Annotated in this window: 23 protein-coding genes and 2 pseudogenes; 10 read left to right on the top strand and 15 right to left on the bottom strand. The window is 53.1% G+C overall.

Features of this window, described 5'->3' with window-relative positions:
- Nucleotide 1 precedes the first annotated feature (1 nt).
- Both ABIC79_RS15125 and panE read right to left on the bottom strand, forming a co-directional pair.
- A complete protein-coding gene (locus ABIC79_RS15125; protein ID WP_013578023.1) occupies nucleotides 2-484 on the bottom strand; it encodes an Hcp family type VI secretion system effector in 483 nt (160 codons plus the stop codon).
- A gap of 181 nt (nucleotides 485-665) precedes the next feature.
- Nucleotides 666-1589, bottom strand: a complete 924-nt coding sequence (gene panE, locus ABIC79_RS15120) for a 2-dehydropantoate 2-reductase (RefSeq protein ID WP_354567663.1) — start codon at nucleotides 1587-1589, stop codon at nucleotides 666-668.
- A 156-nt stretch (nucleotides 1590-1745) separates the two neighbouring features.
- Between panE and ABIC79_RS15115 the strand changes: the two are divergent.
- Nucleotides 1746-2516 (top strand): annotated as a pseudogene (locus tag ABIC79_RS15115) (Fic family protein); the annotation flags it as partial.
- A 55-nt stretch (nucleotides 2517-2571) separates the two neighbouring features.
- Here ABIC79_RS15115 and ABIC79_RS15110 read toward each other — a convergent pair.
- The 4 genes from ABIC79_RS15110 to rhaS (ABIC79_RS15095) all read right to left on the bottom strand — a co-directional run bounded on the left by ABIC79_RS15110 (nucleotide 2572) and on the right by rhaS (ABIC79_RS15095) (nucleotide 7176).
- Entirely contained in the window at nucleotides 2572-3534 is a 963-nt protein-coding gene (locus tag ABIC79_RS15110; protein ID WP_099049221.1) for an ABC transporter permease, read from the bottom strand.
- Between the two features lie 56 nt (nucleotides 3535-3590).
- Nucleotides 3591-4604: an ABC transporter permease gene (locus tag ABIC79_RS15105; RefSeq protein ID WP_013578027.1), complete on the bottom strand. Its 1014-nt coding sequence runs from the start codon at nucleotides 4602-4604 to the stop codon at nucleotides 3591-3593.
- Complete coding sequence (locus tag ABIC79_RS15100; protein WP_217192444.1) at nucleotides 4601-6115, bottom strand: sugar ABC transporter ATP-binding protein; 1515 nt, start codon at nucleotides 6113-6115, stop codon at nucleotides 4601-4603. Before ABIC79_RS15100 ends, ABIC79_RS15105 begins: the two co-directional genes overlap by 4 nt.
- 68 nt (nucleotides 6116-6183) lie before the next feature.
- Entirely contained in the window at nucleotides 6184-7176 is a 993-nt protein-coding gene (gene rhaS, locus ABIC79_RS15095; RefSeq protein WP_013578029.1) for a rhamnose ABC transporter substrate-binding protein, read from the bottom strand.
- Between the two features lie 401 nt (nucleotides 7177-7577).
- On the opposite strand from rhaS (ABIC79_RS15095), the gene rhaS (ABIC79_RS15090) reads away from it, so the two are divergent.
- From rhaS (ABIC79_RS15090) to ABIC79_RS15075, 4 genes are all read left to right on the top strand, one after another.
- Complete coding sequence (gene rhaS / locus ABIC79_RS15090; RefSeq protein WP_013578030.1) at nucleotides 7578-8402, top strand: HTH-type transcriptional activator RhaS; 825 nt, start codon at nucleotides 7578-7580, stop codon at nucleotides 8400-8402.
- 195 nt (nucleotides 8403-8597) lie between these two features.
- Complete coding sequence (aldA, locus tag ABIC79_RS15085) at nucleotides 8598-10037, top strand: aldehyde dehydrogenase (RefSeq protein WP_037032738.1); 1440 nt, start codon at nucleotides 8598-8600, stop codon at nucleotides 10035-10037.
- A gap of 71 nt (nucleotides 10038-10108) precedes the next feature.
- Entirely contained in the window at nucleotides 10109-10690 is a 582-nt protein-coding gene (locus ABIC79_RS15080; protein WP_013578032.1) for a LutC/YkgG family protein, read from the top strand.
- A gap of 240 nt (nucleotides 10691-10930) precedes the next feature.
- On the top strand, nucleotides 10931-11908 hold the full coding sequence (locus ABIC79_RS15075) for a coiled-coil domain-containing protein (RefSeq protein ID WP_354567658.1): 978 nt from the start codon (nucleotides 10931-10933) through the stop codon (nucleotides 11906-11908).
- A 20-nt stretch (nucleotides 11909-11928) separates the two neighbouring features.
- On the opposite strand, the gene ABIC79_RS15070 is transcribed toward ABIC79_RS15075, so the two are convergent.
- The gene (locus ABIC79_RS15070; protein ID WP_119262357.1) at nucleotides 11929-12687 is read right to left on the bottom strand and encodes an alpha/beta fold hydrolase; all 759 of its coding nucleotides are present in this window, start codon (nucleotides 12685-12687) and stop codon (nucleotides 11929-11931) included.
- 787 nt (nucleotides 12688-13474) lie between these two features.
- On the opposite strand from ABIC79_RS15070, the gene pqqU reads away from it, so the two are divergent.
- Complete coding sequence (gene pqqU, locus ABIC79_RS15065; protein WP_112197656.1) at nucleotides 13475-15628, top strand: TonB-dependent receptor PqqU; 2154 nt, start codon at nucleotides 13475-13477, stop codon at nucleotides 15626-15628.
- 178 nt (nucleotides 15629-15806) lie between these two features.
- Complete coding sequence (locus tag ABIC79_RS15060; RefSeq protein ID WP_217244542.1) at nucleotides 15807-18206, top strand: glucose/quinate/shikimate family membrane-bound PQQ-dependent dehydrogenase; 2400 nt, start codon at nucleotides 15807-15809, stop codon at nucleotides 18204-18206.
- Nucleotides 18207-18277: 71 nt separating this feature from the next.
- Here the strand turns inward: ABIC79_RS15060 and ABIC79_RS15055 are convergent.
- Both ABIC79_RS15055 and ABIC79_RS15050 read right to left on the bottom strand, forming a co-directional pair.
- Nucleotides 18278-18499 (bottom strand): annotated as a pseudogene (locus ABIC79_RS15055) (LbetaH domain-containing protein); the annotation flags it as partial.
- The gene (locus ABIC79_RS15050; protein ID WP_168444334.1) at nucleotides 18480-19382 is read right to left on the bottom strand and encodes an AraC family transcriptional regulator; all 903 of its coding nucleotides are present in this window, start codon (nucleotides 19380-19382) and stop codon (nucleotides 18480-18482) included. The gene ABIC79_RS15050 and the pseudogene ABIC79_RS15055, both read right to left, overlap by 20 nt.
- 134 nt (nucleotides 19383-19516) lie before the next feature.
- Here ABIC79_RS15050 and ABIC79_RS15045 point away from each other — a divergent pair, with 134 nt between their 5' ends.
- Genes ABIC79_RS15045 through ABIC79_RS15035 form a run of 3 tightly spaced genes read left to right on the top strand, consistent with a single transcriptional unit; the run spans nucleotide 19517 to nucleotide 21662 of the window.
- Nucleotides 19517-20260 carry an SDR family NAD(P)-dependent oxidoreductase gene (locus ABIC79_RS15045; RefSeq protein ID WP_013578041.1) on the top strand — a complete coding sequence of 248 codons (744 nt, stop codon included), beginning with the start codon at nucleotides 19517-19519 and terminating at the stop codon, nucleotides 20258-20260.
- A gap of 17 nt (nucleotides 20261-20277) precedes the next feature.
- On the top strand, nucleotides 20278-20682 hold the full coding sequence (locus ABIC79_RS15040) for a VOC family protein (RefSeq protein ID WP_354567654.1): 405 nt from the start codon (nucleotides 20278-20280) through the stop codon (nucleotides 20680-20682).
- Nucleotides 20679-21662: a saccharopine dehydrogenase family protein gene (locus ABIC79_RS15035; RefSeq protein WP_013578043.1), complete on the top strand. Its 984-nt coding sequence runs from the start codon at nucleotides 20679-20681 to the stop codon at nucleotides 21660-21662. The genes ABIC79_RS15040 and ABIC79_RS15035 overlap by 4 nt, the downstream gene beginning before the upstream one ends.
- Here ABIC79_RS15035 and ABIC79_RS15030 read toward each other — a convergent pair.
- The 6 genes from ABIC79_RS15030 to ABIC79_RS15005 all read right to left on the bottom strand — a co-directional run bounded on the left by ABIC79_RS15030 (nucleotide 21635) and on the right by ABIC79_RS15005 (nucleotide 26505).
- The gene (locus ABIC79_RS15030) at nucleotides 21635-22294 is read right to left on the bottom strand and encodes a LysR family substrate-binding domain-containing protein (RefSeq protein WP_014416637.1); all 660 of its coding nucleotides are present in this window, start codon (nucleotides 22292-22294) and stop codon (nucleotides 21635-21637) included. The genes ABIC79_RS15035 and ABIC79_RS15030 overlap by 28 nt on opposite strands.
- Nucleotides 22295-22590: 296 nt before the next feature.
- Nucleotides 22591-23235, bottom strand: coding sequence for a hypothetical protein (locus ABIC79_RS15025; protein ID WP_013578045.1), 645 nt, complete (start codon nucleotides 23233-23235; stop codon nucleotides 22591-22593).
- Between the two features lie 198 nt (nucleotides 23236-23433).
- Entirely contained in the window at nucleotides 23434-23673 is a 240-nt protein-coding gene (locus tag ABIC79_RS15020) for a DUF1272 domain-containing protein (RefSeq protein WP_072012244.1), read from the bottom strand.
- A gap of 212 nt (nucleotides 23674-23885) precedes the next feature.
- Nucleotides 23886-24257 (bottom strand): VOC family protein, encoded by a 372-nt coding sequence (locus ABIC79_RS15015; protein WP_095925464.1) that lies wholly within the window; start codon nucleotides 24255-24257, stop codon nucleotides 23886-23888.
- A gap of 97 nt (nucleotides 24258-24354) precedes the next feature.
- Entirely contained in the window at nucleotides 24355-25044 is a 690-nt protein-coding gene (locus tag ABIC79_RS15010; protein WP_013578048.1) for a helix-turn-helix transcriptional regulator, read from the bottom strand.
- Nucleotides 25045-25083: 39 nt separating this feature from the next.
- Nucleotides 25084-26505, bottom strand: coding sequence for an MFS transporter (locus ABIC79_RS15005; protein WP_354567649.1), 1422 nt, complete (start codon nucleotides 26503-26505; stop codon nucleotides 25084-25086).
- Nucleotides 26506-26522 lie beyond the last annotated feature (17 nt).

Below are 26522 nucleotides of genomic sequence, written 5' to 3'. Positions count from 1 at the left end.
ATCATGCGGTTTGGCGATCATTCCACGAGTCAGCAAAGATAATGTTCCCATCATTATGCTTCCAGGTGATTTTCTCGTAACGCAACTCAACAGTTTCCATATGATTTTCATTCGGATTGCTGGCTGCGGCCATTGCTGGTGTAATCGAAACGATACGCACCTTTTCCAACAGCATGTTGAAATACTCCACTTCCTGACCAGCATCATTTATCCGATACCATTTGATTTCAGCTGAAGCAAGGCATTGACCCGTTGCCACTGCCTTGTAGATGTATGGGCTGGACGAATCGAACTCTTTAACCACAAGCAATGGTGAGTGCATACGTGTACCCGTCACTTTGCCCGTAGCGTTATCAGTGGGAATCATTAAGTTGTGGTGAAAACCTCGAACCTCGATACTGTATTCCCGATGTTTGACATCCACACCGCCTTTAATCAGTGCACCGCCGTCGTCTTTAAGCCATAAATATGCCGGGATTGCCATTTCCGAAAATTCCTTTTTAAAAGTGAGGCTTCAAATTATTCCTTTGTTCAGCCAGGCACAATTAGCGACTGTTGTAATAGACTGATTTTCAGATGTTTATTATTCATGGCGGGTTATCATTGGGATGAATGTTGAATGCGCCCGTTCAGCATTTTAACTTGCATAAACAGGCGCAAAAACTTTACTGTTTTACGCCGTTCTTCTGATAAACACACAAATGCGTATACGCCGCCTGTAACAGCGGAATAGTAATCCCCACACGCGTTGCGCGCTCAACCAGATCGCCAATAATCTGCTCAGCTTCGATGGGGTAACCCTGCATCATATCGCGGTACATGGAAGAGGTTTGCGGCGAGTTTTTATCAGTGACAGCGTCCCTGACTTTTGCCACGGCCGCCGCGCGTTCCGCGTAGCCAAAGGCTTTCATGGTGGTCAGCGCCTCGGTGACAATGGCATTTGCAAACTCCGTCCCGCCCGGCGCAGAAGCCACCTGTCCGATGTTGCCGCGCATGGTGCAGGTGATGGCGCCGAAGCTTGAAAGCAGCAGCCACTTCTCCCACAAATCACTGATAATGGTTTCAGAAAGCACCGCCTCGATATCGGCACTCTGGAATGCCTGATCGACTTTCAGGATGCGTTCAGTTTTTTCGCCGGAGAGTTCACCGTAAATAATCTGATGCATTGGCGTCATCTGGTGAATATGTCCGTCAGTATCCAGCGTCGCGTTGATTTTACATAAGCCGCCGATCAGGGCGTGTTCACCGAAACGCAGACTCAGCGTCTCCATATGTTTCATCCCGTTAAGTACCGGCATCACCATGGTGTTTTCACCGACAACCGGCGCGATATCTTTCATTGCCGCTTCCAGCCCGAAACTTTTTACAGTCAGTAAAATCAGATCATAAGGCCCGGTCAGCTGCGATGCCTGTAAGACATTGGGCTGGAAATGGAAATCACCGTGCGGACTGTGAATCGTCAGCCCGTTTTGCTCAACCACAAGCGCGCGCTTTTCACGTAAAAGAAACGTCACATCCTGCCCGGCCTGCGCCAGCCGCGCACCAAAATATCCGCCGGTCGCGCCAGCTCCCACCACTAAAATTCTCATGCGTTATCCTTTTTTATCAAGACATTCAGAAACCCTGTGTTTGTTTAAACTACGGGAGGAGGGCGGCAGGGATCAAGAGCCATGATGAATGAGGGATTTTTGAAGATTTTGCCGCGTGATACTATGCCCCATCACTATTTCAACAAGGAGCACTGAATGGCAGGTTATCAGCCTCCGTACAGTATCACACCGCAGATCCTCAACCGGGTTGTGGACGTCGGGGAATTGCTGGGGCGTTGGGCTGCGCATGCTGAACAGTCATCTGTGCTGCTGCGAAAAGAAAACCGTATCCGCACGATTCAGGCTTCACTCGCTATCGAACACAACAGCCTGTCGACACCGCAGGTGACCGCCATTATGGAAGGCAAACGCGTGCTGGCGCCGCAAAAAGATATTCAGGAAGTGCGTAACGCCATTCTGACGTACGAACAGTTACCGGCATTGAAAAGTCATCGTCTTGAGGATGTTCTGAAAGCTCACCAGACGCTGATGCTCGGACTGGTGGATGCGCCCGGCCACCTGCGCAGCGGCAATGTGGGTGTGTATCGTGACAATCGGCTGATTCATATGGCACCACCGGCCGGGCAACTCCCGCGTCTGATGTCAGATTTGCTGAACTGGCTGAAGGAAACGGATATCCACCCGCTCATCGCCAGTTCGATTTTCCATTATGAGTTTGAATTTATTCACCCGTTTGCTGACGGTAACGGCAGGATGGGGCGCTTATGGCAGACGCTGATCCTCAGCCAGTGGCGTTCAGAGCTCGCCTGGCTGCCGGTAGAAACGCTGATCCATAATCAGCAGCAGGATTACTACCGCATTCTTGGCGAATGCGATCGTGCCAGTGACTGCACGGCATTTATCAGTTTTATGCTCGATAAACTGGCGGAAGCATTACGTGAAGGCATTGAAACGCAATCCTCACACTGAACGTCAATGACTCATTCGATACCCCCCGCCCGAAGACGGGGGAGTTACACCGCTATTTCCCCCGCGCCAGAACCTTGCGGTACAGCACCGGCAGTGAAATCACCACGATCAACATCGCACCGACAATCACCGACATCACGATGCCCGGCACATTCAGCAGACTGAGGCCGAAAGTCAGCAGCCCCATCAGAAACGCGGCAATAATTACGCCGGTCATGCTGCCGGAACCACCGAGCACGCTGACACCGCCGAGCACGGCCATGGTAATCACGCTCAGTTCCCAGCCAAGTGCCAGTGTTGGCCGCGTGCTGCCAAGCCGTGACGTCAGCAAAACGGCCGCCAGTCCGGACATCACGCCGACCAGCACGAACAGCGTCAGATTATGGCGTTTCACGTTAATCCCGGAGTACCACGCGGCGACCGGATTGTTGCCGATGGCATAGGTGCGGCGTCCAAAGTTAGTTTTGTGCAGCAGGAAATAAAACACCGCGCCCAGCACCAGGAACAGCGCGAATTCAAACGACAATGGCCCCCAGACATAGCCCTGACCAAACCACGCGAAACTGGCGGGATATTTATTCAGCGACTGATCGCCGAGCAGCACGTAGGTGATGCCACGGAACAAGCTCATGGTGCCGATGGTAATCACGATAGACGACAAATTCAGCCGGGTGACCAGCAGGCCGTTAATCAGCCCGCACAACAGGCCGACGCTCAATCCGACACCGACCAGCGCCGGTGTTGGCAAACCGGCCTGCGCGCAGAATCCCATAATGGTGGAACTCAGCGCCATGGTTGAAGCGACCGACAAATCGATTTCCCGGGCGATAATCAGCATCGCCATCGGCAGCACAATGATGGCTTTTTCGGTGAAGTTAAACGTCGCGTCCGACAGGTTCCATATATTGAGGAAATACGGCGAGGCGAACGCATTCACCACAAATACCAGCAGCGTCACCAGCAGTAAAAATCCTTCCCAGCACATCAGGCGGCGGAAAAACGGCGTGACAGCCATGGTGGTGTTTTCTCCGGCAGCGGAATGCGGCGTGTTGCGCGACGTTAAGGTCTTGTTCATGATCTTACCCCGGTTTCAGTTCGCACAGGCTGGACGGCGGGAGAGTGGCGCAGAATCAGCCGTCCTTTACGTTTGTTGGCGCGTTCGTTGAGGATGACGGCAATCACAATCACGCCGCCAGAAATCGCCATCTGCCAGAACGGCGACACTTCAATCACCGGCAGGGCATTGTTGATGACGCCGAGGAACAGCGCGCCCAGCAGGCAACCGACCACCGAGCCGATGCCGCCCATGGTGCTGATCCCGCCAATGACGCAGGCTGCAACAATTTGTAATTCAAAGCCGTTGGCGACGTCCACGTAAGCCACGGCGAAGCGTGAGATCCACAGATAGCCGCAGAAACCCGCCAGCGCGCCGGAAAGGCAGAAGCTGACGAACTGCATTTTGCCTGCGTTGATGCCGGTGTAATACGCCGCCGTGGCGTTGCCGCCAGCCGTGTAAAGTGCGCGTCCGGTCCGGCTGTAACGCAGGAAATACGCCACCAGAATGAGTGCGGCAATCGCACACCAGCCAAGCAGCGGCAGACCAATAAAGGTGGCGCGTGGCAGACTGAGGAATTCCGGGCTCATCTGATGGGCATTGATCCAGCCGCCGTTTGAGAGCAGGAAGATAATGCCGCGATAAATGCTCATGGTGCCGAGCGTCACCACAATCGGCGGAATACCGACTTTCCATACCAGGAGGCCATTAATTGCGCCCATCACCAGCCCGAGTACGGTTGCCAGTAACACCAGTGACCACACCGGAATATCCGGATGATGGAAGTTAATCAGCGCGACGATCATGCCGGTCAGCGCCAGATTGGCGGCCATCGACAAATCGATACCTTTGGTCAGCAAAACCATCATCTGCCCGAGCGCCAGGATGATCAGAATCGAGGTATCGTTAAACATCTCCAGCAGGTTTCCGGCACCGATAAACTCCGGCGAGCGCACGCCGACGCCCAGCACCATCAGCACTATCACCACCGCCAGCAGCAGCTCGCGGTATTTCAGCAGGTTTCTGATCATGCTGCCTCCTCGCCCGCGCCGCTGGCGGCACTGACAATCATTTCTGCGCTGGCTTCACCGGCGTTGAATTCGGCGACCATCAGTCCTTCATGCATCACAATGATGCGATCGGCCATGCCCATGACTTCCGGTAATTCGGAAGACACCATAATCACTGCCAGCCCGCGCCCGACCAGTTCAGACATAAACTGATGCACTGCCGCTTTCGAGCCGATATCAATGCCTTTGGTCGGTTCATCGAGAATGATGATGTCCGGTTTGGTCGCCAGCCATTTGGCGATCACCACTTTCTGCTGATTTCCGCCCGACAGCGTGCCGACGGCCTGTTTCCAGCTTGACGCTTTCACCTGCAACCGTCTGGCGTAATCATCGGCCAGCGCCCACTCTTTTTTGTCGTTGAGCACGCCGCGCGGATTAAGCTGGCTGAGCTGCGGCAGGCTGATGTTCTGGCTGATGGGCAAATCAATAATCGCGCCTTGTTTCTGGCGCTCTTCCGGCACATACACAATCCCCGTGCGGATGGCCTGAGAAGGGCGGGAAAAATGGTGTTCTTTGCCGTTGATCAGAATTTTGCCGCCGTTCGGTTGCGTGACGCCAAATAACGCCTGCATCAGTTCGGTTCTTCCCGCACCGACCAGCCCGTAAAAACCGAGGATTTCGCCTTTGCGCAGTGAGAAGTTAATGCCTGCGAATTCGGTCGGATGGCTGAGGTTTTGCACCTCGAGCACGGTGTCGCCCGGTTTGCAGTTCACTTTCGGGTAAGCCTGACTGACTTCACGTCCTACCATCATGGTCACCATCTGCTGTTCACTGATGTCGCTGATTTTGCCGGAGCCGACATAGCTGCCGTCGCGCAAAACGGTGTAGTAATCGGAAATGGAGAAGATCTCGTCGAATTTGTGCGAGATAAACAGAATCGCTTTACCCTCCTGTTTCAGGCGTTCGACAATCTGATAAAACTCAACGATTTCATGCTGAGACAGGGCGGCGGTGGGTTCGTCGAGAATGACCACCTGCGCATCAAACGACAGCGCACGGGCGATGGCCACCATATGGCGCTGCGCGATGCTTAACTCTTTCAGAATGGCATGCGGATCAATGTTTACTTCCAGACGCGTCAGAATATCGCGTGCCTGCTGATGCATCGCCGGCCAGTACAGACGTTTAAAAATGCCGCGGTAAAGATAGTGACCGACGAAGATATTCTCGGTCACGGAAAGCTCGTCAAACAGCACGGTTTCCTGATGAATGGCGGTGATGCCGATTTTGTGTGCGGATTCCGGATTCGGCAGTTTTATCGGAATGGCTTTATAGTGCAACTCGCCTTCTTCCGGCTGATAAATGCCGGTCATGACTTTCACCAGCGTCGATTTCCCCGCGCCGTTTTCGCCAATCAGGGCGGTTACTTTTCCCGGATACAAATCCACATGAACGTTATTTAACGCCCTGACACCCGGAAAGACTTTGCTGATGCCCTTCAATGACAACAACGGTGTCGCTGAATCACTCATGGAGTTTCCCCTGTCTGGCTAAGTACAACAAAACGGCTGAACGGTAACCCGGTCAGCCGCATTCAGGATCAGAAGATTTTAGAGAATTTATCGATGTTGCTGGCGTCGTAGACAAACGGTTCAGCCATTGCGCCGCTGCCGTCTGCATCGAGTTTCACTTTGCCTAAACGGCCCATGCTGGCTTCGGTTTTAGTGGCGGTGCCTTTCACTAAATCATCAGCCAGATAAGTGGCGGCGTAACCCAGGTCAATCGGGTTCCAGATAGCAAAACTTTTGGTGGCGCCCGATTTTACTGCGCCCGCCATTTCAGACGGCAGCCCCAGTCCCGTTACGTAAACCTTGCCGATTTTGCCCTGATCTTTCACTGCCTGTGCGGCCGCCACGATACCCACGGAAGAAGGGGAAATAATCACTTTCAGGTCCGGATAGGATTTCAGCAGGCCAATGGTTTCGCGGTAGCTTTTATCTGACAGATCATCGCCATAAGCGACCGTTACCAGATTCACCGAAGGGTATTTCGGCAGCACTTTTTTCATTTCCGCAATCCACAGATTCTGGTTGGTAGAGGTTGGCGTGGCGCTCAGGATGGCTACATCGCCTTTTTCTACGTTCAGGGCTTTCAGCGCATCGGCGGCCAGTTTGACGTTGGTTTCGCCAATCAGCGCGTTGTTAGACGGATTAAGGTGGATCTGGCGGCCCTCTTTGGCGACACCGGAATCCCACGACACGACTTTAATGCCGCGTTGCATGGCTTTTTTCAGCACCGGCACCAGTGCATCCGGGTCATTGGCGGAGACAGCAATGGCATCGACGCCCTGGGCGATCAGGCCATTGAGCACTTCTATTTGCGCCTCGGCGGTAGTGGTGGTCGGGCCGGTATAAATCACTTTCACATCGCCCAGTTCTTTAGCTGCCTGCTGTGCGCCAACGTTTGCTGCTTCAAAAAAACCATTACCCAACGATTTTGCTACCAGGGCGATCTTCACTTCTGCCGATGCCGCGCCTGCCAGCAGGATGCTGCTCGCCATCAGGGTAAGGCTCAGTACGTGTTTTAATTTCATTTTTTGTACTCCGCATAAGTCCGCATAAAGTTTAACGACCAAAAAGTTGCCGACGCGCCAGGCGCATGATCACGACTCTAGGAGGTTGCTGACAGCCTCACCTTTCCGCGAGTGCCAGTTCAGTGCGAACTATGGCAAAGACGCAAAGGTTTGAGCGAACAACCTCACAATTTGATAACAATCTTATTTCAGGCAGGCTAAACGGTCAGAAAAACACACATTACCGGTTTCAGAAGACCGCACTGAAATAAGGCATAAAGCTACGCAGTACGCCGGATTGCACCGGATTTCATCAGGCGGGAAATGTTTTGTTCAAAAGCGGCTGGCGGATCACAGTTTCAGCCCGATGGCTGCCCCGGCGGCGACTAAGATATTACGATAGTGTTAATAAGGAGTCGGAAATGACCGTGTTACGCAGTAGTGAGTATTTCCCCTCAGGAGATTTCCCGGTCGCCATTGAACCCCGTTATCCGCAGGAAACTTTTCCTGAACATCATCATCAGGATTTCAATGAAATTGTCCTGGTCGAGCAAGGTACCGGCACGCACGTTTTTAATGACCAGCCGCTGATCCTCAGCGCGGGGAGCGTCTGTTTTGTGCGTCACAGCGACCATCATCTTTATGAAGATACCGAAAACCTGCATCTGACCAACGTGCTGTATCGCAGCCCGAACGCGTTTCGTTTCCTTAATGGCGTCGGTGATTTATTGCCGCAGGAAGTGGACGGGGTGTATCCGGCGCACTGGCGCATCAGCCCGACTCAGATTGTGCAGGCCAAAACGCTGATTAATTTGCTGGCGCGACAACCCGCCACGCAATCGCCGGAATCTCAGGCTCAGCAGGAATTATATTTTATGCAGCTCTTATTATTGCTGCGCAAAGGCAGCCGTGATGTCGGATATCGCGGGCAGGGCGGTGATCTGAACAATGTTCTGGACTGGATGAATGAGCATTATGATGAGGAAATCGACTGGCCGGCACTGGCCGCGCAGTTCTCGATGTCGCTGCGTACCTTGCATCGTCAGATGAAACAACAAACCGGCTGCACGCCGCTCAATTACCTCAACCGCCTGCGTCTGCTCAATGCGCGCAACATGCTGCGTTTCAGCGACAGCCCGATCACCGAGATTGCCCACAACTGTGGTTTCTGCGACAGCAATTACTTCTCCACATTGTTTAAACGTGAATTTGGCTATGCACCCAGAAGTGTTCGTCAGTATCAGTAAGCGGAACCCTGTATTTTGCAAAATTGTTATGTCGGGCAGTCCGACCATGACATTTTTGCCATTTCTTAAAATTAAGTGGCAATCACGGAAAGGTAAAAACCAGACGGATAGAACAGGCTGTTAAAACTTCACAAAAAAGAACTTTTTTATTAACAACTCGTTCATCAACTCTATCCGTATTTTGGAGACCCTTACATGAGCACAGTTCAGAAACGTATGTACATCAACGGCGAGTTCGTTGAAAACACCGGCGGTAAGTGGATCGACGTTGTGAACCCGGCGACAGAACAGGTGATTTCGCAGATCCCTGAAGGCTCAGCAGAAGACGCCAGAAAAGCCATTGATGCAGCAGAAGCGGCGCAGCCGGGCTGGGAAGCGTTACCTGCGGTAGAGCGCGGCGTGTGGCTGCATAAAATTGCCGACGGTATTCGTGAGCGCGAAGCCGAACTGACGGAAACCATTATTGCGGAAGGCGGCAAAACCTACGGCCTGGCGCAAACCGAAGTACTGTTCACCGCCGACTACCTTGATTACATGGCGGAATGGGCACGCCGTTACGAAGGCGAAATCATTCAGAGTGACCGGCCAAATGAAAACATCTTTGTGTTCCGCAAAGCCATCGGCGTGACCACCGGTATTCTGCCGTGGAACTTCCCGTTCTTCCTGATCGCCCGTAAAGCCGCCCCGGCGCTGATCACCGGCAATACCATCGTCATCAAACCGAGTGAAATCACGCCAAACAACGCGGTGATTTTTGCGGAAATTATTCACAAAATTGGCCTGCCAAAAGGTGTGCTGAATATTGTCACCGGCTACGGCCCGACCGTCGGGCAGGAACTGGCGGCGAATCCTAAAGTCGGCATGGTCAGTCTGACCGGGAGCGTGGCTGCAGGTATCGCCACCATGACTGCGGCGGCACAGAACGTCACTAAAGTCTCACTGGAACTGGGCGGTAAAGCACCAGCCATCGTGATGAATGACGCCGATTTGGATCTGGCGGTGAAAGCCATCGTGAGCTCGCGCGTCATCAATACCGGGCAGGTGTGTAACTGCGCGGAGCGTGTTTACGTGCAGGAAGGCGTATACGACGAATTCATTTCGCGCATCAGCGAAGCGATGAAAAAAGTGACGTTCGGCAATACCGCCGAGCAAAAAGAGCTGGATATGGGGCCGCTGATCAGCGCGGCGGCATTGCAGCGTGTGGAGGATAAAGTGGCGAAAGCCGTGTCACAGGGCGCAAAAGTGCTGCTGGGCGGCAAACGTCATGGCGACAAAGGTTTCTTCTATCAGCCGACGGTGCTGGTGGATGTGAAGCAGGACATGCCGATCATGCATGAAGAAGTGTTTGGTCCGGTGCTGCCGGTCGCCACGTTCAAAACGCTGGATGAGGCGATTGCCATGGCAAACGACAGCGAATATGGCCTGACGTCATCGATTTACACCAGCAATATAAATACGGCGATGAAAGCACTGAAACAGCTGAAATTCGGCGAGACCTACATCAACCGTGAAAACTTCGAAGCCATGCAGGGCTTCCATGCGGGCTGGCGTAAGTCGGGCGTCGGTGGTGCCGACGGTAAACATGGCTTGCAGGAATATCTGCAAACGCATGTTGCGTACCTGCAGTTCCATTAATTAACACACTGTGGCCGGAGCAGGGGAACCTGACTCCGGTTTTGCTGACTTTCACCTGACAAGGAAACCCCATGAGCCGCAACGATTTCCTGACCGGCATTCGTCAGCATAAATTCATGCAAACGCTGTTCCCGCCACCGGCTGAAAAATCCCATCCGCAGCAAGAATTTGGCCGTGCGCTGACCCTGATGGGCGGTATCTGGGATGACCGGTTCCTGCGGGCACCGCAAAATGGCTACACCACGCTGAATGCCTATCTGCGCGGGTTATATCCGGCAGACTCGCTGTTTTGCTCCGCCACGCCGGAGATTATCGCAGAGAGGAGTCTCGACGCCCGTACTCAGGCGGCATCGCTGAAAGATGTTGATGTCGGCGTGGTCCGTGCCTGTTTTGGTGTCGCAGAAACCGGCGCCGTCTTTCTCAGTGATCCGCAACTTTGTGTGAACACCCTCAGCGCGATGGCTAAAAACCTGGTCGTGCTGCTCGACGTTAACCACATCATCGAACATCTGCATCTCGCCCACCGTCAGCCGCAGCCTTTTAATGCCCGTTACGCGATTATGGTCACCGGCCCGGCGGCGATCGCTGACAGCGAAAGTGCGCTGATGCTGGGTGCCAAAGGCGTCCAAAGCCTGCGGGTGATCGCGCTTTAAGTCCGAAAACCCACGGATCCTGCTGTACTCATCCCGCTTAAAATAACTCCTGTAAATAAAATAAATCCTATCTGATACAATCAGTAAACGGGTGCACAACGGGCGTGCCCTGACTTTTTACGGCAAGTGAGTGCGGCAACCATGAGCGTGATACAGAGCCTTATCAAACAAGCATTTGGAACCGGTAACAGCAACGAAGCAGCCACTTTCCTGGCCAGTGCGTGCAACCGGATGAAAGCCATGGATAAAACAACCATCGCCCGCGAAGTGGAAAGCGCGCTCAGAGGCATCAGTTTCAGCCGCGCCGAGACAGATAAGGCAAAAGTAAAAACTGTTTATAAAGACACCGCCGTCACGCTCGAAAAGCTCGCCTCACTGGAAAAACAGGTGTGCAGCCTGAAGAATGAACTGGCCGTTGCGCGTAACCAAACAGGCAAAGGCAATACAGAAGACGCTGAGCGGATGAAAGGGGAGTTGTCGCGTCTTAACACCCGCATCAGCGAACTGCTTCGACAATCTGACATACAGAAAAAGCAGCACGCCGATGAACTGGCATTGTTGCGTTCGCGCCAGCGTGCAGACGGCCATTCAAACTCCGCAGAACTCGATGCCGCCAACAGCCTGATTGCGTATACCGGCAGTCAGATGACCGCGATGGCGGCGGCGCGTGATGCGCTGCAACAGCGTTTAACCCGGCTGGAAACCGAGTCGGAACGCCGTGTGCGTGAGGAAGAAGATAAACGCCATGCCGCCAACCGCCGTGCTGACGGGAATTACGCCCTGCTCGGACAGCAGAAAGAACTGACGGCCGAGGCGAACCGTAAAATCACGCAGCTACGGGCCAGCCTGAAACTCGAAGAGTATGAAGGGCAGAACGCGAAGAACGAAAAGGCAAAACTGAAGAAGCAGATTGCCGAGCTGGAAGATGAAAACAGCCGCCTGGCCGAACGCTTGTGTGATAACGAAGAAGATTGCGAACGGCTCAGTAATGCGCTGGAAAGAACAAATCAGGAATTTGCTGCCTACAAAAAGCAAAAAGAACGCCTGACCCGCTGGATCCACATACCCGGCGCCATGATGGGGATTTCCGTCGTTGTGCTGGTATTGTACTCAGATGCCCAACCCGGACATCTGTTTGACAGTCTCGCCCCCGCTGTATTTCTGGGCAGCGTCGTCTATGCCCTTTCCCTGATGATTGCGTTTACCCGCAGGGCGTAACCGGGGGGCGTTGCCTGCCTTTACTTCACTGCCCCCATTGCCGCCTGCTCAATCAGTGCGGCCACTTCTTTTGGATGTGATTCATAAACGGAATGGCTGGCGCCTGCGATTTCCACGGTGTGGCTGTGTGCGCGTTTGGCGTACATGCGTTCTAAATCAGGGTTAATGATCTTGTCGGCCTTCGCCACCATGTACCAGCTCGGTTTCACTTTCCAGGCCGGATCAGGAATGTTCGCAGTAAATACGCTGGCGGATGTCAGCATCTGGGCCTGCGCTTCGAATTCAGCCTGTTTACGTGGCAGGTCTGCGGCGAAATCAGACGGGAAATTGGCCGGATTGATGTACAGGAAACCGTCCGGCGTTTTCACAAACGGATGCGCGGAGTTCGGGTATTTCTTACCGTTAATCGCTTCGGTTTCCCCGTTGTCCAGCGCATGCGCCGCGATATACACCAGCCCCGCTACGTGCGGATCGTTGCCTGCTTCAGTAATAATCGCGCCGCCATAACTGTGGCCGACCAAAATGGCAGGGCCGTTTTGCCTGTCCAGAATACGTTTAGTGGCTGCAACGTCATCGGCAAACGACGTCAGTGGTTCCTGTACCAGTGTCACTTTATAGCCATCGCGGGTCAGAATGTCATATACCGGACGCCAGCCAGAGCCGCCAACAAACGCGCCGTGAACCAGCACGATATTTTTCACTGGCGCAGCGGTGGCTGCCTGGGAACCGAACGCCGCAGTGGCGGCAAACAACAATGTTGAAACTACACGTAAACGCATGGCACGACCTCTTTTACTGTGATCAGAAATGAAACTCAGTGTGTGATGCCACTTTGCGTGTGGCGCTCTGACAGAGGAGTGACCTGCGGATGACAAAAAAGTCATAAAGCCGCTGACCCGCAGGATGCGGTGAAAACGTTTCCCCGGGTTTATTTGCGGGTATTTTAAGCGCTGTGAGAATTCTCCATTTTATATCTTTTGTAAAGACGCCACGGTTTCATTACACGGAACTTATCGTCTGAAAAAACAGCGATGAATATGCCGCTGTCTTGAAATAGTGGTCTATATTTATTCTGAGGTCTGCGCCTTCGTCTGGATTTCGAAAGACAAAAAGGAATTAGCCAGCTGAAAATATTCTCTGATAAATACGCATCAGGTGCATTTTTGTTTTCCGGTAAATCACCTAATTATCAGTTGGTTGTATATTGTGTAATCGTTACCACTGAGGCGCGGATAAATACCGGGAGATCGTTGGATGATTTTTCGAATGAAAGCGGATGTTTATTTTGTGTCGGAATATAAACGGTATCAGACGAATAAAACCCTGTATTTTGCGCGGAGATAGAATTTGAAAATGGCGTCAGATGTACACCGCGTGCGGTATTTTGTTAAAAAGTTATATTTGTAAAGTTGCGTATGTACTAACAGGAAGAAAAAATCTATAGTGAGCCCCTTCACGGCTCTCAATCAGATTGGTCAATTTATGTCTACTTCTTATGTCCAGAATTGAGAGATGCGTCGTATTTTTTGACTCAACCTTTTAACGTAAAACAAAAGAACTCATAAAGTGAACGCCAAAACCTCTGCTTTTATCATCACGTTTTTGTCATTTTTTAACCCGGTATCAGTCAGTTACGCCCAGTCTTCGACAGCGTCGCCGAAAGATGATGCGGGTGACACCGCCGGCTCATCAACAATGATGGTCATCAAGCGTGAAAGCACCGGTAAATTATCCGAACTCGATACCCCGGCGGCAGTCAGCGTGATTGATGGCGGGGATTTCAGAAACAGCAAAGCGCAGGTCAATCTGTCTGAAAGCCTTGGCAGCGTCCCCGGTTTACAGGTTCAGAACCGCCAGAACTATGCGCAGGATCTGCAACTTTCCGTTCGCGGATTCGGCAGCCGTTCCATGTATGGCGTGCGCGGTGTGCGTATTTACGTTGATGGTATTCCTGCCACCATGCCGGACGGGCAGGGACAGACCTCCAATATCGATCTGAACTCGGTAGAGCGTGTTGAAGTGCTCCGCGGGCCGTTCTCAGCGCTGTACGGCAACGCCTCCGGCGGCGTGGTGAACGTCGATACCCAAACCGGTTCACAGCCTGCCAGACTGGAAGCGGGCACTTATTTCGGCAGCTACGGTTCGTTTCGTAACAGCGTCAAAGCCAGCGGCGCAACCGGCGACGGCACCCATGCCGGTGATGTGAATTACCTGATTTCCGGTTCCCGTTTCACCACTGACGGCTACCGTGACCATAGCGGTACGCAGAAAAATCTCGGCAACGGCAAACTGGGCGTGCGTATTGATGATGACAGTACCCTGACGCTGATGTTTAACAGCGTGTCCGTGGATGCCAACGATCCGGGTGGCCTGACAGAATCTGAATGGCATGATGACCCGAAACAGGCCAAACGCGCCGATCAGTACAACGCCCGTAAGAGTCTGGATCAGACACAAGTCGGGTTACGCTATCAACGTCAGATGGGCGAAAACGACGAGTTCAGCCTGATGACTTATCACGGCGAACGCCACACGACGCAATACCAGACCATTCCGGCGGCATCGCAGAAAAATCCGCTGAACGCGGGCGGGGTGATTGTTCTGGAACGTAAGTATTCCGGTGTGGATACCCGCTGGAAACATGACGATCAGATAGGTTCCGTGCCGTTTTCCGTCACCGGCGGGCTGGATTATGAAACCATGACCGAGCGTCGTTTCGGTTATGAAAACTTCAATGATGAAGGCGATCTGGGCGTGAAAGGCGACGAACGCCGTAACGAAAAGAACGTGATGTGGAACCTCGATCCCTATCTGCAAACCACGTGGAACCTGACATCGCGCTGGACGCTGGATGCCGGTGCGCGTTACAGCACCGTGAGTTTCGACTCGCAGGATTATTACATTACCGGCAGCAACCCTGATGACAGCGGTTCGCGCCGTTATCACAAACTGCTGCCGATGGCGTCCCTGAACTATGCCGTGACGCCTGCACTGAACACTTATATTTCGGCCGGGCGCGGTTTCGAAACGCCGACCATTAACGAGCTTTCTTACCGCACCGACGGTAAATCTGGCCTGAATCTGGGACTGGAACCTTCCACCAGTAACACCGTGGAACTGGGCAGCAAATGGCGCGTGGGCAACGGTTTAGTGACCGCTGCCGTCTTCCAGACCGATACCGATGACGAGCTGATTGTGGCACAAAGTGTCGGCGGGCGGTCAAGCTACACCAACGCCGGTAAGACACGCCGTCGCGGTCTGGAACTGTCGTTAGATCAGCAGATTGAAGAAAACTGGCGCGTGAAAATGGCCTGGACGCTGCTCGATGCTACTTTCCGCAACGAGACCTGTGGCGCGGGTGATTGCACACCAGCAGGCAACCGACTGCCGGGTATTGCGCGCAACATGGGCTACGCTTCTCTTGAGTGGGCACCGGTTGACGGCTGGCACGCGGGCGCCGATGTGCGATACATGAGCGACATTGAAGTAAACGACGAAAACAGTGAACAGGCCCCCGCTTATACCGTGGCCAGCGTGAATGCGGGTTACCGCTTCAACTGGAACAAAGTGACGCTCGATTTGTTTACCCGCGTCGACAACCTGTTCGACAGAAATTATGTCGGTTCTGTGATTGTTAATGAAGGCAATGGCCGTTATTTCGAACCGGCACCTGGCAGAAACTACGGTGGCGGCGCTACGCTTTCTTATAGTTTCGAATAACTTTTAGTCAGTACGTTCAGTCAGCAGAACAATGAACCACGCGGTGCTGCCCGTTACCTGCACTTTTTGACGCGGGGCAGCACATGCAAGGAATGACACCCGGTGAGAACCGGATGTTCTTGAAGATTCGGGCTATGCCTGAATCGACGATTATAAAAAATCAGTAAGGTCATCAACTATGGAAACGAAAGCCTCGTTATCACGCATCGTCGTCATAATTACCGCTTTGTTCGCCGCGTTAAGCGGGATTTATCTTCTTGTCGGCGGTATCTGGCTGGCAAAATTAGGTGGTTCTCTTTATTACATTATTGCCGGTGTTATCTCGCTGGTTACCGCGTGGTTGCTGTATCGCCGTCGCTCTTCTGCATTACTGCTGTACGCAATCTTCCTGTTCGGCACCACGGTGTGGGCGGTGTGGGAAGTAGGCACAGACTTCTGGGCACTGACGCCGCGTTTAGACGTCACCTTCTTCCTGGGCCTGTGGATCCTGCTGCCGGTTGTGTATAACCAGATGCTGGCGAAAAATGCTTTCGCACGCGGCGCTCTGGCCGTTTCCCTGCTGTTCACCGTGATTGTGCTGGCGTACTCCGTCTTCAACGATCCGCAGGAAATCAACGGCACCCTTAAAGCTGCCGATGCTGCACCGTCAGCAACCGATTCCGGCGTTCCTGCCAGTGACTGGCCGGCCTATGGCCGTACTCAGGGCGGTACCCGTTACTCGCCACTGAACCAGATCAACGATAAAAACGTCAGCAAGCTCGACGTGGCCTGGACTTTCCGTACCGGTGACCTGAAGACCCCGAACGATCCGGGCGAAATCACTGACGAAGTGACGCCAATCAAAATCGGCGACATGCTTTACCTGTGTACGCCGCACCAGAAGCTGTTTGCTCTGGATGCCGCGACCGGTAAAGAGAAGTGGAAGTTCGATCCGCAGCTCAATTCTAACCCGACCTTCCAGCACGTGACCTGTCGCGGTGTGTCTTATCATGAGACCACACCTGCTGCACAAGGTGATGCGGCTAATGGCGCAGCGCCTGCTGTCTGTTCACGTCGTATCATTCTGCCGGTCAACGATGGCCGTCTGTTCGCGCTGGACGCTGAAACCGGCGCACGTTGCCCGGCATTCGGTAACAACGGTGAGCTGAACCTGCAAGGCAACATGCCTTACGCAACGCCAGGGCACTACGAGCCAACGTCACCGCCAATCATCACTAAATCTGTGATCATCGTGGCGGGTGCGGTTACTGATAACTACTCAAACCGCGAGCCTTCCGGCGTGATCCGTGGCTTTGATGTGGAAACCGGTAAACTGCTGTGGGCCTTCGATCCGGGTGCGGCTGAACCGAACAAAATCCCTGAAGATGGTCAGCACTTCACGCCAAACTCCCCGAACTCATGGGCGCCTGCGGCTTATGATGACAAGCTGGATCTGGTCTACCTGCCAATCGGCGTAGCGACACCAGATATCTGGGGCGGCAACCGTACTCCGGAAATGGAACGTTATGCGAGCGGCCTGCTGGCGCTGAATGCGACCACCGGTAAACTGGCCTGGTTCTATCAGACCGTTCATCACGACCTGTGGGATATGGACGTTCCGGCGCAGCCAACGCTGGCTGATATCACTGACAAGAGCGGCAACAAAGTTCCTGCGATTTATGTACCGACCAAAACCGGTAACATCTTCGTGCTGGATCGCCGTGACGGTAAGCTGATTGTTGACGCACCTGAGAAACCTGTTCCGCAAGGCGCAGCGAAAGGCGACCACGTTTCTCCGACTCAGCCGTTCTCCGAACTGACTTTCCGTCCGGAAGCCAAACTGACCGGTAAAGACATGTGGGGCGCAACGATCTATGACCAGCTGATGTGTCGTGTGATCTTCCACAAACTGCGTTATGAAGGCACCTTCACACCGCCATCCGAGCAGGGCACGCTGGTGTTCCCGGGTAACCTCGGTATGTTCGAGTGGGGCGGTATTTCTGTGGATACCGACCGTCAGGTGGCTATCGCGAACCCGATCGCACTGCCGTTCGTGTCTAAACTGATCCCACGTGGTCCTGGCAACCCTATGGAGCCAGATGAGAACGATAAAGGTGGTTCCGGTACTGAGACTGGCATTCAGCCACAGTACGGCGTGCCATTTGGCGTGACGCTGAACCCGTTCCTGTCTCCGCTGGGCTTCCCATGTAAACAACCTTCATGGGGTTACATCTCCGGCGTTGACCTGAAAACCAACGATATCGTGTGGAAAAAACGTATCGGTACCGTGCGTGACAGCTCACCATTACCGCTGCCGTTCAAAATGGGTATGCCAATGTTGGGCGCACCGATTTCTACCGCCGGTAATGTGTTCTTCATCGCAGCGACCGCAGATAACTACCTGCGTGCATTTGATATGAGCAACGGTGACAAACTGTGGGAAGCTCGTCTGCCAGCAGGTGGCCAGGCGACCCCAATGACTTACTCTGTGAATGGCAAACAGTACGTTGTTATCGCAGCAGGCGGTCACGGTTCGTTCGGCACCAAACTGGGCGATTACATCATCGCTTACGCACTGCCAGACGCTGACGCTAAATAATTAGCTGTCATAAGCTCTGAAATCTGAAAGGCCGCGAAAGCGGCCTTTTTTATGGCTACAACGCCCGTAGCCATCGCGCCGTGGCCGATAAAGCAGTTTTCCCCGACAGTGACATATTCACAAATAAAGGTATGCGACTGGATTTTTGTCCCCCGTCCGATGCTGGTGTTGGCCTGAATTTCCACAAAGGGCCCGACAAAAACGTCATCACCGAGAATACAGTCATACACATTAGCGGGTTCGTAAATCACCACATCCTGGCCTGCTTTCACATTACGGATTGTCACGCACATTGATGACCTTTCGCAGATGGGCAACATCCTTTAGCGGTGGCAGACCAAAGATGCGGACGTAATCCCTGTTAAACTGGGGCACACTCCTGTACCCCACTTCCTGGGCAACAAACGTCACGCTTTGTTGCCTGCCTAATAACATCGTTCTGGCATGAAGTAGCCTAACGCGCTTTTGATACTGTAAAGGACTCATGGCCGTGACGGCTTTAAAGTGACGATGAAAAGCCGATACGCTCATCGCCTCCCGTTCGGCCAATGATTCAACGACAAACTCTTCTGTAAAATTATGTCTTAACCAGCGAATGGCATTGCCGATTCGGGCCAACATCGTGCCCGGAGAGGCAATGTCCCTCAGCATCCAGCCATGCGGTCCTTTCAATACGTGATACAGAATTTCGCGCTCATAATTGGGCGCGAGGGCGGGGATATCGTCGGGGGTCTTCATCAGACGCAGCATTCTGACCCACGCATCAAGAAGTTCCGATGTCACTGAGGCAACAGAGAACGCGCCTTCCGGTCTGTTTTTCATGGCTGATTGAGGTAAATCGTCCAGCATAGCAGCCACCCGTTGAGGTTCCAGGGTCAGACTCACCGCCAGATACGGTTCTCCCGTCGCAGACGGATGAACAGCACCCACTGCAGGTAAATCAACCGACATCACAAAATACGAGGCTGGGTCATAGTTGAAAACCCGGTCTCCCACCGTCATCGACTTACTTCCCCTGAGGATCAGATTGATCATTGGCTCATAAACCGCAGCCAGTGCCGAAGCCGGAATATTTCCCTGAACCATCGCGACGCGTGGGATCCCCGTCTCCGTTCGCCAGTTGCTGGCGTGTGCGGCAAGACCACAAAGCTCATCAAGCTGGGATTGCATCATCATGTCTTACATCCTCGGTCTCATCGTTGAAAGGAGCATAAAGCAGAAACAGGCAAGAATCGAGCAGGAACACGGAAGCCCCTGTTTGACCCTTACCTTACTATTACTCCAACGCAAACACAGAGAAAGGAAACATCATGAAAGTTATTCTTGTAACAGGTGGAAGCAGTGGTATAGGAGCCAGTACGGCTATCCAGTGTGCCGCACGCGGTATGGGCGTGGTACTCACCTACCATAATCATCCCGAAGCCGCTGACAAGGTTATCAAACAAATCGAAGCGACTGGCGGTAAGGCTATCGCTGTCCAGCTTGACGTTTCGCGCTCTGAAACTTTCCTTACCTTTAGGAAGACCCTTGAGGATTTACTACACCGTTTCTGGCAACGTTCTGATTTTGATGTACTAATCAACAATGCCGGTTTCGGCCTTTTTAACCCGATTGAAACGGTGACAGAAAATGAGTTCGACAGTCTGTTCAATGTTCACCTTAAAGGCCCGTTCTTCCTGACACAGGCTCTTTTGCCCGTCCTTGCTGATGGGGGGCACATCGTGAATGTGACCAGCGCAACGACACGCGTTGCGACTTCAGGTGTGGCGCCTTATGCCGCTTTCAAAGGAGGGCTCGAGGTACTGACACGCTATATGGCCAAGGAGTTTGGGCCACGCCGTATTCGCGCAAACGCTATTTCTCCAGGTGCCATTCGTACCGGCCTGGGCGGCGGCCTGAATGATGAGTTCGAAGCCTTACTCGCTTCACAAACAGCGCTTGGACGCGTTGGGGAGCCTGACGATGTAGGTAAGGCCATTGCGAGTCTGGTGTCGGATGAAAATGGCTGGGTTAATGCTCAGTCCATCGAAGTGGCTGGCGGCTATCACATTTAATGATGACAGGAGGCTCTATGATCGATCATATCTTTCTATCGGTGACTGAAATCGGGCGATCCGTTGCGTTTTACACCGCAGCCCTGGCGCCTCTCGGCGTCACCGTTCGCCTGGACTATGACGGAAATGATGGGCCGCTGGGGCATCCTGACCTCAAAGGCTTTGGTGCCAACGGCCGGATATTTTTCTGGCTGCGCGAGGGGGACGCTGCAGGTGGGGCCACGCACGTTGGCTTTGTCGCTAATAGCAAAGAAAGGGTTGATGAAGCCTATGCCGCAGCAATGAGTGCGGGAGCCGCTGACAATGGTGCGCCGGGCGCACGCCTTTATTATGATCCCCGTTATTACGCTGCCGGCGTTATCGATCCCGACGGCTACACCCTGGAATTCGTCTATAAAAGTTGGCAGCACACCTCATCATGAAAACATTACTTATTTACGGTGCCACCGGTTATACCGGACGCATGATTGCCAAACAGGCAAAAGACGCTGGTCTCAATTTCGTGATTGCCGGCAGAAATAAAGAAAAACTGGATGAACTGGCGAAAACATTGGACGTAAGGGCCCATGCTTTTGCGTTGGATGATGCCGGGGCTCTCCCTCGTCATTTAGACGGGATAACGGTTGTATTGAACTGCGCCGGTCCTTTTGCTCATACCTCAGAATCACTGATGCGAGCCTGCATTATTCAGGGTGTTCATTACCTGGATATTACTGCCGAAATCAACGTTTATCGGCTGGCTGAGTCACTGCATGATCTCGCCTCCACGGCCAGGGTCATGTTACTGCCTGGTGTGGGATGGGATGTTGTGCCAACGGATTGTCTCGCGGTGACGATAGCTGAAAAGGTGCATGAGCCTGTACGCTTGAGAATTGCGCTGCAGGTTGCAGGCTCAATGTCACGGGGTTCGGCCTTCAGTGTGGGAGAGATTATCAGCGCGGGTCTGCTTGCCAGGGTCAATGGTGAACTGACGACGAAAACCGATGCCAAAACAGACTTTTTTGATTTTGGTGAAGGGAAAGTAGAATGTGCGCCACTCTCTTTCGGTGATCTTGTTACTGCATGGCATTCAACCGGCATTCCAAATATTGAAATGTATGTCCATGTGAGTGGCGATGCCTTTCCATCCGGAGATTTATCACGCTTGCCTGATGGCCCCTCTCAGGAAGAGCGCGCAGGTAATGTCGCTCGTGCAGTGGTAGAAATGACCGGGGTTGATGGTGACATTCACCATGCAGTCATTGAAACGGTCAACGGATATTCCTATACGCCACTCGCTGCGGTCGAAGCCGCCAGGCGGGTGCTTAGCGGAACAAGCCAGCCTGGATTTCAGACGCCAGCTAAAGTATTTGGTGCAGATTTTGCGCTGAGTATTCAAGGGACGCGTATTTCCATACTTTGAGCCATAGGTGTGTAAAACCATGCTAAAGCTGCGCGGCAGTCAGTCTCGAGCATCTGTTCAATAAGATTGCGCACCGTTGGCAATCGCTCATGCCTTCGAAATAGTGCCGCCACCTCCGAAACAATAGCAGGGCCGGCAATTTCTCTGAAAACGACATTCGGCAATTGAATCGTGTTGATCAGCACACTGGGAATGATTGCGACACCCATACCCAGCGCTACTTGTGTCAACACCGCAACCAGAGTTCCGGGCGACGAGACGATATGTGGATCGAATTTTCCGCGCCTTGCGACCTCACGCAAGCCCAGACCTTGTTCTGGGATCACAAACGACTCATTGGAAAGCGCGCGCGGGAGAATGTCCGTCGACATCTTCGACAGAGCGTGGTCTGCCGGCAGAGCCACACAGAATCGGTCCCGTGCCATGACATGGCTGGAGACAGACAGAGGCAGATGCACGGGCGTTCGGACAAAAGCCAAATCTATCCTGCCTTCCTCCAGGAGTGGCAGGATCTGCTCGGTGGGTAATTCCTTCGTGTTAAGCATAACGTCGGGCCATTTATTGCGAAACCGCTGGACCTGTTCCTGGAGTACCCCAAAAAATGCCGCTGAACCAACATAACCTATCTCCACTCTTCCAACCTGACCCCAGACACCTACACGCAGTTGTAGCACGTGCCGATTACGGTAAGCTTCATAAGATAATGATCGGAGACAATAAGAATGATTTTGAGGCCGCCCAGGGATACGAAATGTCGTTTGCATTTGCAAATTGGGGTTATGGATCTCTGGTGGACGAGAGTGAAGCAGTCATTCTCAGAAAATTCATAGATATTCTCGACTTCGTAGATTTACCATCTTGATGAACCATCGTGTATTTGTTGACCACTTCAATGCCGGATGGCAGGGAAATCTGGACATAGGTTTCGCTATTTCCCGCAGCCTGTCACTTGCGGATAATTGCGGCAAACCAGCATGAGTTTATGTTTCGGTTCAAAACCTTTATCCAGCATGCATTGCTGAACTTTCGCGGCCTTAAGAATGGTCGGAACGAAAGGAACCGAGCCTAGCGGTTTCGGATATCCGCATTCATACATCATTTGTAACGCGAGCTTATCGTTCTCCACAGCGTGTGAAAAATGCAGTGAGGCGCCCGCTTTACGCCAGCTGATGAGCTGTGACTCATCCCGGCCTGAATCCGGTTTGATCGGGTGAAAACCCTTATCGGCGACAAAAGGTAGCGCTTCGAGCTGTCGCTGACTGAGCGGATGTCCCTGTTGTTTCTCGATGCAGGCAGGGGTGTTTTTGTAGTAATCGCAAATATGGAAATCGCCCTTATAGGTAAATCCTTTCCCCTCCATGCACTGGTAATACAGCACCGTTTCATTGTCGGTAAAAGAAGGTTCCGGCCCCGGAAGCGGGACGCCGCATTGCCCCATCGCAACACGCGCGTCATCTATGGTGCTGCCAGGGCGCTGCCACTGCGTTAAATCAGGCGGGGGCGGACACCCGGTGAGCAGAAAAACCGAACCGATCAGTGCAGATGAAGAAACCAGAGAAGTGATGCGGGGCATAAAAATCCTTTTTAATAATAATGTTATAGAATTCTTTGACTCCCTTTATGCAGCGGGAGTGGCAGGAGAAGGATAACTTTAGTTCAGTTTCAGGAAACAGAAGCGTTTATATGTCCTGAAGTAAGGAGAAGACAGATGACCGTTGTTTTGGATGAAGGCACGCCAGCGGCTGAAACTCTGGCGTGACACTGCGCGGAACTAAGAAGCACAGCCCTCTGGCTTAAATACCCGTGTTATGGACGCCGGATTATTGGCCAGTTTATTGGCCGGTCTGCGCGGACGGGCAACGAGTTCTCCGCCACAGTTGGGGCATATCCCGTGAAGTTTGTCTTCGGCACAGGTTACACAGAATGTGCATTCAAACGAGCAAATTCTGGCATCAGCAGCAGGGGGGAGATCGGTATTGCAACACTCGCAGTTGGGTCTCAGTTCCAGCATAGAATTTATCCTTCAACAGTATGACTTCAGGGATAACCATCAGACGTTCGCCGGTCTGTTTCGTCATAAACATATCCTGAAACAGGTGTTTGGGAAAGATCCGGCGCAAGGACTGACCGGAATAACGAAACATCTGCGGCAATCGCTGGAATGCGTATCAGAACCCGTTGATTTAAGCAGAGCGCCTGTGAGGGCGCTCCGGGTTGAGCTGTTTACTCTATCGACAACCGGTAAACCCGCAGGCGATACCCGTCAGGATCCAACGCGAGAAAGGTATAGCCGAAATCCATCTCAACAGGTTCCTGCATTATCTCAAGTCCCTTATCGCGCCAGAGAGAGCAGAGAGCATCGACCTGTTCATTGCTGTCAGCAGAAAAGACGATCTCACCATTTCCGGCATAACCTTCAGCGGCGGGTTCGACAGTATGCTTTGACCAAAGGCCCAGCCTCATCCCTGAGGGTAGAACAAACATGGCGAAAGTGGCTGAAGCCTCAACGGGTTGTTTTTCCAGAAGTTCTTCATAGAATCTGGCGCTGACCTGCGGATTGTTGACGTACAAAATAACGAAGTTTGAATCAATCATTAATGGCCCCTCAGGAATGAAAAGACATCCGGTTTGATGTGTGTTACTGAGTATCTTAGTGGCCACCACTGCCAGTTTCTGTCAGGAGTGATTCGGGTTACTGAGGTGAGATTTGTTCCTTATCTTGCCACTCTTTCAGCAATCTCTGACGCCGCCTTGGGTAGCGCTCATCCGTTCGTTTGAGAGACATAATGCAGTCGGTGCGGAAATGACGAAAGCTCTGACGCGACTCGCACCATGCGATCAGTATCTGAACCTGATCGAAATAACCGAGGGCAAATGGCCAGATCACCCGGGAGGAACTTTCATTTTTCAGGCTGCGATAAACAATTTCAATTTTACGTTCGTCTTTAATTGCCTGACGGATTTGCGGTAATAAGGCTGCGTCTGCGCCAGAATTGTCTGCTGGGCCGATGAGTAAGGTTGTCGATTCCAAAGACATGCGCAGATCTTCGGGCAGCACCGCTGCAATTTTGGCAAGCGCGTTTTTTGCTGCCGCGCTCAGTTGCCCGTCGCTACGTCTGGATACCCAGCGGGAACCCAACACCAGTGCCTGGATTTCATCCTCGGAAAACATCAGAGGAGGAAGCATGAAACCGGGGCGCAAAATATATCCCAGCCCCGGCTCGCCCTGAATATCAGCTCCCTGCTCCTGCAATGTTGCGATATCCCGGTAGAGCGTTCTTACGCTGATATTGAGTTCCGCAGCCAGCGTTAACCCGGTCACCGGAAACCGGTGGCGGCGGAGGATCTGAATTAAATCAAGCAAACGCTGGGAACGGGACACGGTGTTACTCTCTTAGGTATCGGTTATCTATTATTTCCATTATTTCTCCGCCTGCAAGTGACCGCGCTGACCTCGCAGGCGGCTGAGGCTTATCACACTCGCCAGCACCGTGGCCATCACCGCCACCCATAAACTGACCTGCACTGCCCGGGCCTCCTGCAACACACTACTGGCAGAATAAAGTGTCAGGATGACCCCGACGCACGCGGCACCGAGACACTGGCCGAAGGTGCGCATAATGGCCAGTACGCCGGAGGCATAACCGCTGTTTTCCCGTGAAGCGTTGGAGAGCATTTCACGGTTGTTCGGGCTCTGGAAACAGCCGAAGCCCAGTCCGCAGATAAAGCTTCTCAGGCCGATATCCCAGACCTGGGGTTGCGCGGGGAGTTGCGCGAGTAACAGTAATCCCACCGCAAATACCGCCAGACCCACAGTAGAAATAATGGCGGCCGGATAACGGTCGGCAAGGCGTCCTGCATGCGGTGCCGCCAGAATAATCCCCAGCGGCCAGGGCGTGAAAAGTAATGCGGAAACAAAGGCGCTGTAACCGTAAACGCTCTGAAACAGGAACGGCAGCGCGACAAAGGTGATGCCCTGGCTGACGAATGAGGCCAGCGAGGTGAAGGCCGCCAGCGTGAACCGCGTGGAGGCAAACATGCCGAGCGGCAGCAGCGGTTTTGGCGCCCGACGCTGACGCCAGACAAAGGCCACGCCTGCAATTATCGCCGTCAGGCCATAGGTTATGGCGGTGGCAAGTTTGTCATTTCCCGGATGCGCAAAGGATTCTGCCGCCATAATCAGCGCGCCCAGTGCGACTGCCGATAAAATCGCCCCGGCAGTATCAAACGGCTGGCGCGTACTGGCGGGGTTTGATGGCACCACGCGCAGCGTAAGAATGACCGCAATAATGCCGAGCGGAATATTGATCGCGAACAGCCACTGCCAGCTCATCGCCGATAATATTGTCCCGCCCAGCACCGGCGCGACAGCGGTGCTGGTGGCGATCATCAGAGCATTCAGCCCCAGTATTCGTCCGAGAAGGCGGTTGGGGAAAACGGAGCGCAATATCGCCGGGCCAATACTCAGCGTGGCTGCCGCGCCAATTCCCTGAAGCACCCGCATGATAATCAACATGTCGAGCGATGATGACAGCGCACAACCCAAAGAGGCAAGGGTGAACACCGTCAGTCCGGCGGCAAACAGCGGACGGAAACCGATGCGGCTGGCCAGCGCGGCGAAGATTGCCAGTGTCATGGACGCCGACAGCAGATAACCGTTCGACACCCAGACCGCTGCACCTGCCGAGATATCCAGTGCATGTGCAATCTGTGGCAGTGCGATGTTGACCATCGAACCGTCGAATACCGCCATCGTTGCCATGATCATCACGGCGGCCATGGCAAATCCCCGTTCACGGCCGGGTAATCCTTCATCGCCTGGTTTGTCGGAAAATAATTCCATAACGCATTCGCCTTATT

The sequence above is a fragment of the Rahnella sp. 2050 genome, assembly GCF_040544515.1.
Taxonomy (GTDB): domain Bacteria; phylum Pseudomonadota; class Gammaproteobacteria; order Enterobacterales; family Enterobacteriaceae; genus Rahnella; species Rahnella aceris.
Note: the sequence above shows the minus strand (reverse complement) of the source record. Positions and strands in the feature narration are given on the sequence as shown.

Excerpts from the sequence above, each read along its gene's own strand:
- ABIC79_RS15125 (WP_013578023.1), bottom strand. The coding sequence starts at position 484 with ATGGCAATCCCGGCATATTTATGGCTTAAAGACGACGGCGGTGCACTG.
- panE (WP_354567663.1), bottom strand. The coding sequence starts at position 1,589 with ATGAGAATTTTAGTGGTGGGAGCTGGCGCGACCGGCGGATATTTTGGT.
- ABIC79_RS15110 (WP_099049221.1), bottom strand. The coding sequence starts at position 3,534 with ATGGCTGTCACGCCGTTTTTCCGCCGCCTGATGTGCTGGGAAGGATTT.
- ABIC79_RS15105 (WP_013578027.1), bottom strand. The coding sequence starts at position 4,604 with ATGATCAGAAACCTGCTGAAATACCGCGAGCTGCTGCTGGCGGTGGTG.
- ABIC79_RS15100 (WP_217192444.1), bottom strand. The coding sequence starts at position 6,115 with ATGAGTGATTCAGCGACACCGTTGTTGTCATTGAAGGGCATCAGCAAA.
- rhaS (WP_013578029.1), bottom strand. The coding sequence starts at position 7,176 with ATGAAATTAAAACACGTACTGAGCCTTACCCTGATGGCGAGCAGCATC.
- rhaS (WP_013578030.1), top strand. The coding sequence starts at position 7,578 with ATGACCGTGTTACGCAGTAGTGAGTATTTCCCCTCAGGAGATTTCCCG.
- aldA (WP_037032738.1), top strand. The coding sequence starts at position 8,598 with ATGAGCACAGTTCAGAAACGTATGTACATCAACGGCGAGTTCGTTGAA.
- ABIC79_RS15080 (WP_013578032.1), top strand. The coding sequence starts at position 10,109 with ATGAGCCGCAACGATTTCCTGACCGGCATTCGTCAGCATAAATTCATG.
- ABIC79_RS15075 (WP_354567658.1), top strand. The coding sequence starts at position 10,931 with ATGGATAAAACAACCATCGCCCGCGAAGTGGAAAGCGCGCTCAGAGGC.
- ABIC79_RS15070 (WP_119262357.1), bottom strand. The coding sequence starts at position 12,687 with ATGCGTTTACGTGTAGTTTCAACATTGTTGTTTGCCGCCACTGCGGCG.
- ABIC79_RS15060 (WP_217244542.1), top strand. The coding sequence starts at position 15,807 with ATGGAAACGAAAGCCTCGTTATCACGCATCGTCGTCATAATTACCGCT.
- ABIC79_RS15050 (WP_168444334.1), bottom strand. The coding sequence starts at position 19,382 with ATGATGATGCAATCCCAGCTTGATGAGCTTTGTGGTCTTGCCGCACAC.
- ABIC79_RS15045 (WP_013578041.1), top strand. The coding sequence starts at position 19,517 with ATGAAAGTTATTCTTGTAACAGGTGGAAGCAGTGGTATAGGAGCCAGT.
- ABIC79_RS15040 (WP_354567654.1), top strand. The coding sequence starts at position 20,278 with ATGATCGATCATATCTTTCTATCGGTGACTGAAATCGGGCGATCCGTT.
- ABIC79_RS15035 (WP_013578043.1), top strand. The coding sequence starts at position 20,679 with ATGAAAACATTACTTATTTACGGTGCCACCGGTTATACCGGACGCATG.
- ABIC79_RS15025 (WP_013578045.1), bottom strand. The coding sequence starts at position 23,235 with ATGCCCCGCATCACTTCTCTGGTTTCTTCATCTGCACTGATCGGTTCG.
- ABIC79_RS15020 (WP_072012244.1), bottom strand. The coding sequence starts at position 23,673 with ATGCTGGAACTGAGACCCAACTGCGAGTGTTGCAATACCGATCTCCCC.
- ABIC79_RS15015 (WP_095925464.1), bottom strand. The coding sequence starts at position 24,257 with ATGATTGATTCAAACTTCGTTATTTTGTACGTCAACAATCCGCAGGTC.
- ABIC79_RS15005 (WP_354567649.1), bottom strand. The coding sequence starts at position 26,505 with ATGGAATTATTTTCCGACAAACCAGGCGATGAAGGATTACCCGGCCGT.